This window comes from Bradyrhizobium sp. Leo170 (assembly GCF_004296405.1).
Lineage (GTDB): Bacteria > Pseudomonadota > Alphaproteobacteria > Rhizobiales > Xanthobacteraceae > Bradyrhizobium.
In genome coordinates this window covers 1-10,230 of the sequence record NZ_PSRR01000311.1, presented here as the reverse complement: position 1 = coordinate 10,230, position 10,230 = coordinate 1, and the positions used below count along the sequence as shown (strand labels likewise).

Annotated in this window: 7 protein-coding genes; 5 read left to right on the top strand and 2 right to left on the bottom strand. The window is 59.4% G+C overall.

Annotated features, from left to right (window positions below):
* Both CWO89_RS34465 and CWO89_RS34460 read right to left on the bottom strand, forming a co-directional pair.
* Positions 1-2,934, bottom strand: a 2,934-nt coding sequence (locus CWO89_RS34465) for an efflux RND transporter permease subunit (RefSeq protein ID WP_130582915.1), incomplete at its 3' end; no start/stop codon positions are given.
* 26 nt (positions 2,935-2,960) lie between these two features.
* Positions 2,961-4,355, bottom strand: a complete 1,395-nt coding sequence (locus CWO89_RS34460) for an efflux RND transporter periplasmic adaptor subunit (protein ID WP_207234635.1) — start codon at positions 4,353-4,355, stop codon at positions 2,961-2,963.
* 1,060 nt (positions 4,356-5,415) lie between these two features.
* Here CWO89_RS34460 and CWO89_RS34450 point away from each other — a divergent pair.
* The 5 genes from CWO89_RS34450 (at position 5,416) to CWO89_RS34435 (ending at position 10,218) form a co-directional block, all read left to right on the top strand.
* Positions 5,416-6,042 (top strand): HD domain-containing protein, encoded by a 627-nt coding sequence (locus CWO89_RS34450; RefSeq protein ID WP_130582914.1) that lies wholly within the window; start codon positions 5,416-5,418, stop codon positions 6,040-6,042.
* Positions 6,043-6,154: 112 nt separating this feature from the next.
* Positions 6,155-6,658, top strand: coding sequence for an MFS transporter (locus CWO89_RS47220; RefSeq protein WP_207234634.1), 504 nt, complete (start codon positions 6,155-6,157; stop codon positions 6,656-6,658).
* On the top strand, positions 6,544-7,332 hold the full coding sequence (locus CWO89_RS34445; protein WP_207234636.1) for an MFS transporter: 789 nt from the start codon (positions 6,544-6,546) through the stop codon (positions 7,330-7,332). Before CWO89_RS47220 ends, CWO89_RS34445 begins: the two co-directional genes overlap by 115 nt.
* Positions 7,333-8,104: 772 nt before the next feature.
* Positions 8,105-8,830, top strand: coding sequence for an alpha/beta fold hydrolase (locus CWO89_RS34440; protein ID WP_130582913.1), 726 nt, complete (start codon positions 8,105-8,107; stop codon positions 8,828-8,830).
* A gap of 101 nt (positions 8,831-8,931) precedes the next feature.
* Complete coding sequence (locus CWO89_RS34435) at positions 8,932-10,218, top strand: flavin-dependent oxidoreductase (RefSeq protein WP_130582912.1); 1,287 nt, start codon at positions 8,932-8,934, stop codon at positions 10,216-10,218.
* The last annotated feature ends 12 nt before the right edge of the window (positions 10,219-10,230 follow it).

Genomic DNA, 10,230 nt, shown 5'->3' with positions numbered 1-10,230 from the left:
GCTAGTCCGCGCGGCGCTGACCGCCGCGTCACCTGGGGTGGCACCGTGCTCTTCGGCCTGTCGTGCAAATTCTACGATCAGAATCGCGTTCTTGGCCGCGAGGCCCACCAAAACAACGAAACCGATCTGTGCCAGGACGTCGATCGGTAAGCCACGTGTTACTAGGCCTGTAACCGATGCAAGCAGGCACATTGGCACGATCATGACCACCGCGAGTGGTAATTTCCAGTTCTCATATTGAGCCGCGAGCACCAGAAACACAAACAGGGCTGCCGCGCCGAAGATGAGCAGGGACGACGTTCCAGGTTGCTGTTGCTGGAAGGCCAGTTCGGTCCACTCGAAGCCGATGCCGGGCGGCAGAACCTGTCGGGCGAGCTCCTCCATCCTCTGCAGCGCCGTGCCTGTCGCCACACCCGGCCCGGCTACTCCCATGATTTCAGCCGCGGGGAAAAGATTGTACCGTGGCACTCGGTACGGAACGTTCTCGTATTTGAACCTAGCCACGGTCCCAATAGGTACCATTTCGTCCGACGTGTTCCGCGCCTTGAGCCGTGCGATATCCTGCGGATCTCGTCTAAAACTTCCGTCGGCCTGCGCGATCACCTCGTAGGTTCTGCCAAGATAATTGAAGTCGTTGACATATTGAGAACCGAGATAAACTTGCAGCGTCGAAAACACGTCCGTCAGGGTCAGGCCGACTTTCTCGGCTCTCTCGCGATCGATATCCGCGTAGATTGACGGCGCACCGGTGTTGAACAAGGTAAAGACGCCTGCGAAGCTCGGGTCCTTGTTGGCCGCCCGGACGAGCGCTTGAGCCGCGCGTGCGAGCGCGTCAGAACCAAGCCCCGCGCGATCCTGAAGCATCATCTTGAAGCCGCCGGCGGTGCCGAGGCCCTGCACCGGAGGCGGCGGGATAGTCAGTACATAGGCATCCTGTATCACAGAAAGGCGTTTGCGCAGGTCTGCGAGCACGGTCGTCGCAGTGACGCCATCGACATGATGGCTATACAGGGACGGCAAGCCTGAAAAAATCGTTGCGGCGTTGGAGGCAACGGTGAAAGTCGTCGCGTCCAGGCCGGCGAAAGGCGCGACATGTTCGATGCCCGGCGTTGTCAAGATGATGTCGATCACCTTCTTGAGGACAGCTTCGGTGCGATCCAGGGTCGCACCCGGCGGCAGTTGCACGACGGAAATGAGATAGCCTTGATCTTGCTCCGGAATGAACCCCGTCGGCGCACGGGCAAACTGGACGCCGGCGATACCGATCAGCGCCGCATAAGCCAACAGTACTACGCCGGTCACTTGGACGAGGCGCCCCGTCACGCGCCCATACCGCGTCGACAGCCACTCGAATCCAAAATTGAACTTGTCAAATCCTGCCCGCACCAAGCGGCGAATGCCGGACGGACGAATCTTGTGACCCGGCTCGTGCGCCTTGAACAGAACCGCGCAGAGCGCTGGGCTCAAGGTCAGTGAGACGAAACAGGAGATCAACGTCGACGCGGCGATCGTCACCGCAAACTGGCGGAAGAACAGGCCGGAAATGCCCGACAGGAATGCTGACGGCACGAACACGGCGCAAAGTGTCAGTGCAATTGAAATCAGCGCGCCGCCCACCTCGTCCATCGTGACATAGGCGGCCTTTGCAGGCGTTATCCCGCGTTCCAGATTCCGTTCGACGTTTTCGACCACAACAATGGCGTCGTCGACGACGATGCCAACCGCAAGCACCAGCCCGAACAGCGAAAGATTGTTGAGGGAGATCCCGACCGCGTAGAGAACCGTGAAGGTGCCGACGAGAGACACCGGGATCGCAATCACCGGAATGATCGCGGCTCGCCAACTCTGAAGAAAGAGGAAGACCACGCCCACAACCAATAGGATCGCAACGAAGATGGTCGTGATGACTTCGTCAACGGATTTGCCGACAAATATGGTCGGATCGTAGATAACTTTATGGGCGACGCCGGGCGGAAACTCCTTTGAAAGCGTCTCCATGCTCGACAGGACCTCGTGCTCCACCGTCAGAGAATTGGCGCCAGGCTGGGCGAAGATGAGCAGCGGCAGGCCCGACCCGCGGTCCAAAAAAGCCGTCGAGCCATAGTCCGCCGCACCGACTTCAACACGACCTACGTCGCGGATGCGGGTAACGCGCCCCTCAGAATCAGCTTTGAGCACGATGGCGCCGAATTGCTCCGGCGTAGCGAGCCGCCCTAGCGTCTGTACGTTGAGCTGATACGCCTGATCCGAGGCGACCGGCGGCTGGTTGAGGATGCCGGCCGAGACCTGAACATTCTGCGCTCGCAGTGCCGCAAGGACTTCGCCCGCGCTCAATTTGTGAGCCGCGACCTTGTCCGGATCGAGCCAAATGCGCATCGCGTATTCGCGCGCGCCGTGGAATTGGACGTCGCCCACGCCGGGCAGCCGCGCCAGCACGTCCTTTACGTGCAGCGTCGCATAGTTCGATAAATACAGGGTGTCACGCGAACTGTCCGGCGAATAGAGGTGGACCGCCAAAAGAATGTTGGGCGTCGCCTTTCTCACCTGCACCCCAAGGCGCTGGACGTCTTCCGGCAACCGAGGGAGGGCGTCCTGAACGCGATTTTGCGTCAGCATCTGCGCGACGTTGAGGTCGGTCCCGATCCGGAACGTCACGGTTACCGTGAGTTTGCCGTCACCGGTCGATTGGCTAGTCAAGTAGAGCATGTTCTCGACGCCATTGATTTGTTGCTCAAGCGGCGTCGCAACGGTCCGCGAGACCGTCTCCGCGGAAGCGCCCGGATAGGTGGTCGTCACCTGAACCGTGGGAGGCACGATTTCCGGATATTGAGCGACAGGCAAAATGGCGAGCGCGCCAAGCCCGATCAAAGTGACGAAGACGCTCAGTACGGTCGCGAATATAGGCCTATCGATGAAAATGTGTGCGAGGCGCATGGGATCGTTCCAGTCTCAGTTTTTGCTCAGTCTTGGCCATCGGCGATTGCGTCGTAATGGATCGCACCATGCTGCGGCACGACTTTCGTGCCTGGCCTAGCGCGCACCAGTCCGTCGATGACGACGCGGTCGTTCGGTTCAAGCCCCGATCGGATCACCCGCAGGCCGCCTCTAAGATCTCCCGGTTGCACGACCTTCGGCACCACGGTCGCGTCCGGAGAAACCGTCATCACCAGATGTTGCGACTGATCGAGCACCAGCGCCGAATCGGGCAGCAGGAGAGCCGGCGTCGGCGCCGCAACAGCCACACGAAGCCGCGCGAATTGACCGGGCGCGAGAAACAGATCCGGATTTGGCACGGTAGCGCGGGCGTGGATCGTTCCGCTCGAGCGATCAAGAGCATTGTCGAGGAAATCGAGGGTGCCGTGCCGTTTGAAATTGGTCTCGTCGCTCAGGCCAAACGCGATCGTGTCGGCGAGCGGGCCTGCAATGGGTGCGCGTTCGCGTGAAAACGCCAGGTAGTCGGATTCACTCATGTCAAAGTCGAGATAGAGCGGATCGAGCGAAACCAGCGTTGCGAGCAAGGTGGTCGGGCTGACGGCCGCTCGGCTGCCGGCGATCAGGTCGCCGATCGAAACCTGGCGGGCGCCGATTCGTCCGGTAAAAGGCGCCGTGACCCGGCAATATTCGAGGTCGAGCTGGGCATCTCGGATGCGGGCTCTGGCGTCCTCCACCGCGGCCTGCGAGGCATGCTGCTCATTGGTGCGTTGGTCGACCGTTTCCTGGGTCGCAAAATCATCACGCCGGAGCGATTGTGAGCGTGAGAGCTGATTGTTTGCCAGCGCGAGGCGCGCTACTGCGGTGTGGAGCTGGGCATTCGCCTGCGCAAGTTTGATCTCGTAGGGGCGCGGGTCAATCACGAAAAGCAGGTCGCCCTTGTGTACGATTTGCCCATCCTTGAAATGAATTTCGGTGAGGACACCTCCAACCTGGGCGCGCAACTCCACGCGGTCGATGGCCGAGAACTGTCCAAGGAATCCGAGCCGGGAATCGACGTCTCGCCGCAAGGGTTCGCTTACTGTTACCGGAAGTGCTCCGGCTTGTCGCGGCGCCGCGTGATCATCTTTGTAGCGGGAGAATGCGAAGTAACTGAGCGCTAGGGCTACAAGAGCCGCGCCTGTGCTCAAGAACTTCCACCGTCGTTGCGGGGGCGAGGAGCCGAGTGACTTTTCGAGCTCCGAGCGATTGCTAATTTGATCCATTGACCGTCCATACCTCTCTGCATGACGTTTCTCGTTTTGGAGAACCCTTTCGGTAAGAGCCGATCCGATTCTCGGCGGGAGCGGCAGCCGGAAACATCTCAACGCAGAGGCGCTATCAACGAAAGAGATGTGCCCCATCAGATCGTTTGACAGTACCAAGATCGGTGATTCTGATTGCACCGTACTGTGCTGCGGCGGCGCCGGTCGGATATCCGGACCCCCGTGAGCCCAAATGTTGCCTCCCTACTGAATAGAAAGTCCAACGTCTGGTCTCCGCAGGACCGAAGACAAGGCTGACGTGAACGCGCGTTTGCCATGGTCGGGTTCGGCATCAATGTGAAACGAGCGCGCCAACGCCGCAGGCGCTGCGCAATGCGGTTAGGCGTGTCCTCGATACGCACAGCTATCGTGTGCGTGCACTGCCCATGTGCCCAAGGAGTTCGCGCGGATCGACACCCGCGCGGAGATCCTCAGCATTGTGGGCAGTCATCGCATAATGCAGTTGATGTTTCATGCGCTGCGATGAGGCAGCCAGCGTAGCTCTGCCGAACGATTTCACGCGCCCAATTTCGCGAGTTGCAAGCAACGATCTGGGCGGCGTCGTCGCATCTAGCGCTCTAGGGCTCACTCGATCAGCCTGCCAGCTGGCGGCTAGGAGGAGAGCGCCGCTGCCCGCCGCTCAGGGCAGCAGCAGGTCTTGGCCGGCCGGTCGGTGCGCTGGTGGTGAAGGGCTCGGAAAGAGCGAGTGAGAGATGCCAGACCCTTCCTGATCCACGGCGTCGGCTCGCCAAACACCCAGACCGCTTGCAACTTTATTCATTCCCGACGCCAACGCTCTCAACGTCTCGATCATGTTGAAGGAGATTGGCCTGCCGTACGAAGTGCATCTGGTCGACTCCAGCACGACTAGCAGCAGACGTGGGAATTTCCTCGTTGAATCCTGCCGTTAGAGTCCGGCGATCCGCGGCCCCGACGGTCCGGGCGCTGGGCCGCGGCGGCCGCGCCACAAAACGCGGTCGATGGGGAGCGCAGTCATAGCGCGATGGTACACGCACAATTGCAAATCTTGGTACTGCTTTATGGCTAGGACGGTACGCATCTGCTCGCCATGACCAGCGGCCTGAGCGACTCCGATCCAACTTCAATCTCTTGTGTCAGGGTTGTCCAAAGCGGAAGGCGTCGCTCGCCAGAGCTTCGATGCTTGCTGAGGAGAATGCAGATGACGAACGACATTTTCGGCGTAAGGATTCCCGATAGCAAAATGGCGCGCGACGTAACGCAGCTCATTCGCAACGCAGAGGACGACCTTCTGTTTTACCATTCCACTCGGGTCTATTTTTGGGGTGCCCTGATTGGAACGCGGAAGCGCTTAACGTTTGATCCAGAATTTCTCTACACAGCAGCGATGTTCCATGACATCGGCCTTACCGACGGCTATCGGGAGAGCCAGCTTCCCTTTGAAGTGGACGGCGCGAATGCCGCGCGCGAATTTCTTGAGAACTATAGTATCTCTGAAAGAGATATCCAGAAAGTTTGGACCGCAGTGGCGCTTCACACGACTCCGGACATCCCGGAATACATGCATCCAGAGATCGCCCTGGTTCAGGAAGGGTATGAAATGGATGTTGTGGGTCGGGGCTCTGACTATTTTCAAAGCGAACAACGCCAGGCAGTGATTGCCGCCTATCCGCGTAGCAAAGACTTCAATCGTGAGATCATCGAGGCATTCTATCAGGGGGTGAAGCGTAGACCCGACAGCACATTTGATATTGTTGCGTTGAAGGAGCCGAACTTTCGGCGCGCGAGCTTATGTAGCATTTTTTTGGGCTCCCACTGGAAACACTGACTATTCGTCCAAACCTCTGAACTGTCCCGAGCATAACCGTTGCCATATGCAGCGCCGAGAAACATCGGTGCTGCGCCGGCACCCAGGTGCTAACAAACTAAGAAGGCCAATCATGGATCGTCGACTACTTGTTCTCGCCGTTGGAATGTTCGCTGTTGGAACGGATAATTTTGTGATCGCTGGTATATTACCGAGCATTTCGATGTCGCTGAATACTTCCGCCAGCGCTGCGGGACAAATGGTGTCGATTTATGCATTGTCATTCGCAATTCTGGCGCCAGTCATAGCCGCTCTCGCGGGCGGATGGTCACGCAAATTCTTGCTAATGTCCGCGCTCGGAATCTTCGTGGTCGGCAACGCGCTTAGCGCGGTTGCGACCGACCTCAATACCGTCCTTGTCAGCCGCGCCCTGGCCGGACTCGGCGCGGCGATGTTTGCTCCCACAGCGCTCGGCGCAGCAGCCTCGCTCGTTGCGCATGAAAAAGGGGGCGCGCCCTTGCAATCGTCACAGCGGGACTTGCCGGTGCAACCGCACTGGGAGCGCCGATCGGCACGTTTATCGGAGGCTTGGGCGGGTGGCGTGGCACACTCTGGTCCGTCGCTGGGCTTGGCCTGATAGCGATGATCGGCGTCTCACTAGTGCTTCGGACCATCCCGACACCTCCGCGTATCACCCTGCGTGAAAGGCTCCGTCCGCTCCACGATAGTCGCATTGCGCTGACATTGCTGACCACTTTATTTGCTTACGGCGGCTTGTTGATGGTCTACACGTATATTGGGCTGACGCTCGATCACATCACCAAGGGTAACGTCGGTGTCCTGGCCGGAATACTGTTTCTTTGGGGCGTGGCGGCAACCGCTGGCAATCTTCTGTCAGGCAGGCTAGTCGACCGTTTTGGTAGTCGTGAGATCATCAACGGCGCGCTTATCGTCGCTGCGATCAACTTCGCGGCTCTGCCGTGGACCTCCGCGCATATGGGCACGGGTCTAGTCAGCGTCGCGATCTGGGGCATCTCCGGCTGGGGGCTGAACGTTCCGCAGCAACACCGGCTGGTGACGCTTGCGCCGCACGTCGCGCCCCTGTTGCTGGCCCTCAACAACACCGCACTATATGCGGGGCTTGCCTGCTCAGGCTTGCTGGGCGGCATCGTCATTCTCGTTATCGACGTGCACTATCTAAGTCTGGTCGGTTCGGCGTCAATATTCGTTGCGCTTGTTATGGCTGAGTTGGCACATATCCGGATCATCCAGCGAGCGTCGGCCCAACCGCGCGAAACAGCAGATGTATAGCCCGGCCGCGTCACACTGACAAAACTAAGACCAAAAACTGAAGCTGCGAGCCGATAAGCCGCGAAGCTTGCATGTCCACCTGACCACGTCGCGACGAGGTAGAGACTACCTTGAATGCGGCACACCGTTCCTTGGTTCTCGTTCACGGCGCCTGACATGGTGCGTTCGTCTGGCCGAACCTTCTGCTTCGCTTGCGCGCGCGGCCACACCGCCACAGTACGGACCTGACGGGCCCGGGCGGGCGTCACCGGCCCGGGCGAGCATCGTCACATTTGCCACGACAGCACCGATTTGGAGCGGCATGTCGACGATTTGGTCTCCCATGTCGAATGGAGGGTTTGAAGAGATGTCACGTTTGGTCCGCCAACGCTGATCGGACTCGGGCGAATTAACTCCCCATAGCGTATGCGCGTCCCATGAGTTTTTAGCGTTTCACGTCGATGACGCAAGCTTGACCGGCAAGATCATTTGCGAACGATTGTGGTGCAAAGATCGACATCGCGAACGCGGCTATAGCTGTACCTCTTATCAGGAAACCTAGAGAGGAGCCGACGCATCGCGGCAATGGCGTTCCGCTTCCGCGCAACGGTACATCGAGATTTGTCAATCTTGGTTCTGTTCCAGATCAGGCGTCCCCCTATTTCATGATCAGCAGCACCGGTCGACGCTGATCCACCATAGCCATCGATCCTTGAACCTTCGATTGTTCACCGTGGAATGCGATCAAACGGATGTGACGTAAAAAAGCATTGATCGTGAAAAGGCAAAGTGCATGGCGAACTACGTGCTTATACATGGCGCTTGGCACACAGGTACCACCCTCCAGGGTGTGGCGTCCCTGATCGAGGCCATGGGACATGATGTCCTCACCCCTACGATAAAAGGAAACCGACCTGGTGACTCGAAAGCGGTCGGCTTGTCAGAAGCCATAGAGTCGATCGTCGAATATCTGGAAGAAGCCGGCACCCAGGATGCAATACTTGTCGGACACAGTTACGGTGGAATGGTGATTACAGGAGTGGCCGATCGCATTCTGCACCGTATCCGGCGCCTGATCTATTGGAACGCCTACGTTCCCAATGATGGAGAGTCCATCCAAGACACGACCTCGCCACATCAAGTCGCCGCGATAGAGGCCCTCGCAGCAGAACGGAATGATGGCTCGGTCGTATTGCCGTTCCCTTTCTTTCGTGAAGCTTTCATCAATGATGGTGACCTTGAGACAGCGCAAAAAGCCTACGAAATGCTCAATCCGCACCCAATGCAGACCTTCAGGGACAAGATCCGTCTATCCGCCAATCCGGCCGACATGAAAGTTGGAAAATCCTATATCAACTGCACCGAGGATACAGTGGCCCCGCATAGCCATCCCTGGCATCCGAGACTTTCGGAGAAGCTTGGACTTTTCCGCCTCATCCAGATTCCGGGGGCTCATGAAATAAGCTTCACACATCCGGAGCGGATAGCGAGGGCCATCGTAGAGGCCGGCCGCGACTAAGTCAGATGTCAATGTCGGTAATCGAGTTTGTCGCTTCGGGGAGGACGCCGGCGGCTCGAGCCGCAACAGCTCGGCAAATCCTGTGACGAAAGACGATCCGGATGAACAAGAATCATGAGCCACCGACCAGCAGCGTGCCGCGTAAGGGCCACGATGGATCCCTCAATCGGCGCGTTCTTATTGCGGGAGGGGGAATCGGCGGACTGACGCTGGCATTGTCGCTGCATCAGTTGGGCGTTCCTTGCACCGTCTTTGAGGCCGCCACGGAAGTCCGGGAGCTCGGGGTGGGCATAAATATCCTCCCACACAGCGCCCGCGTGCTCATGTCGCTCGGCCTGTTAGGGGAGCTCGACGATGTCGCCATCCGCACGCGCGAACTGCGGTATCTCAATCACCTCGGACAACAGATATGGGCTGGCGAGTGCGGCCTCTGGGGCGGGCACGATGTGCCCCAACTCTCAATGCATCGTGGCAGGTTGCACGGCGTTCTGTGGCGAGCGGCGCGGGCGCGATTGCCGGCTGGCGGCTTGCGCAACGGTTATCGCCTGCACGGATTCACTCAGGGTAGCCATGGCGTCACGGCGCGCTTCACGCTGGCCGACGGCACGGAGGCGGAGGAGCGTGGCGATGTGCTGGTAGGTGCTGATGGCATCCACTCAGCGTTGCGGGCCCTGCTGCATCCTGGCGACGGCGGCATCCGCTGGCAAGGCAGTCAGCTGTGGCGAGGAGCAGTGGATTGGCCTGTTTACGAGGGCGGCAATGTCATGCTGATCGCCGCCGACTCGATGGCTAAGCTGACCGTCTATGCGATCGCCGAGGGCAGATCGGCGGGAACGCGGCTGACCAATTGGGTGATGAACGGGAAGGTGGCGGACGGCGCATCGCCGCCGCCCCGGCGTGAGAACTGGTCTCGCCCCGGCAAGCTCGAGGAGGCGCTGCCGTTCGCAAGGCGCCTGCGGCTACCCTTCCTCGATATCGAGGCGCTGATCCGGGCCACGCCGCAGTGTTTTGAGTACCCGGAGTGCGATCGCGATCCGCTTCCCTGGTGGACGCAAGGTCGCGTGACGCTGCTGGGCGATGCGGCACATCCCATGTATCCCACTGGCTCGAACGGCTCAGCCCAGGCCATTCTCGACGCGACGTGCCTGGCGAGGCTTTTGTCCGAACTGGCGCCTGAGGCGGCGCTCAGCGCCTATGAGGCTGAGAGACGACCCAAGACTGCCGAGGTCGTACGCAACAATCGTAGAGGCGGGCCCGAGCGTGTGCTGGATCTGGTGGCCGAGCGGGCACCGAAAGGCTTCAACCGCCTGGAGGACGTGATCACGACCGCAGAGCTCGCTGACATAGTTGGCGGCTATGCGCGATTAACAGGGCTCGCCAGCCACTAGTGGTCTATCACA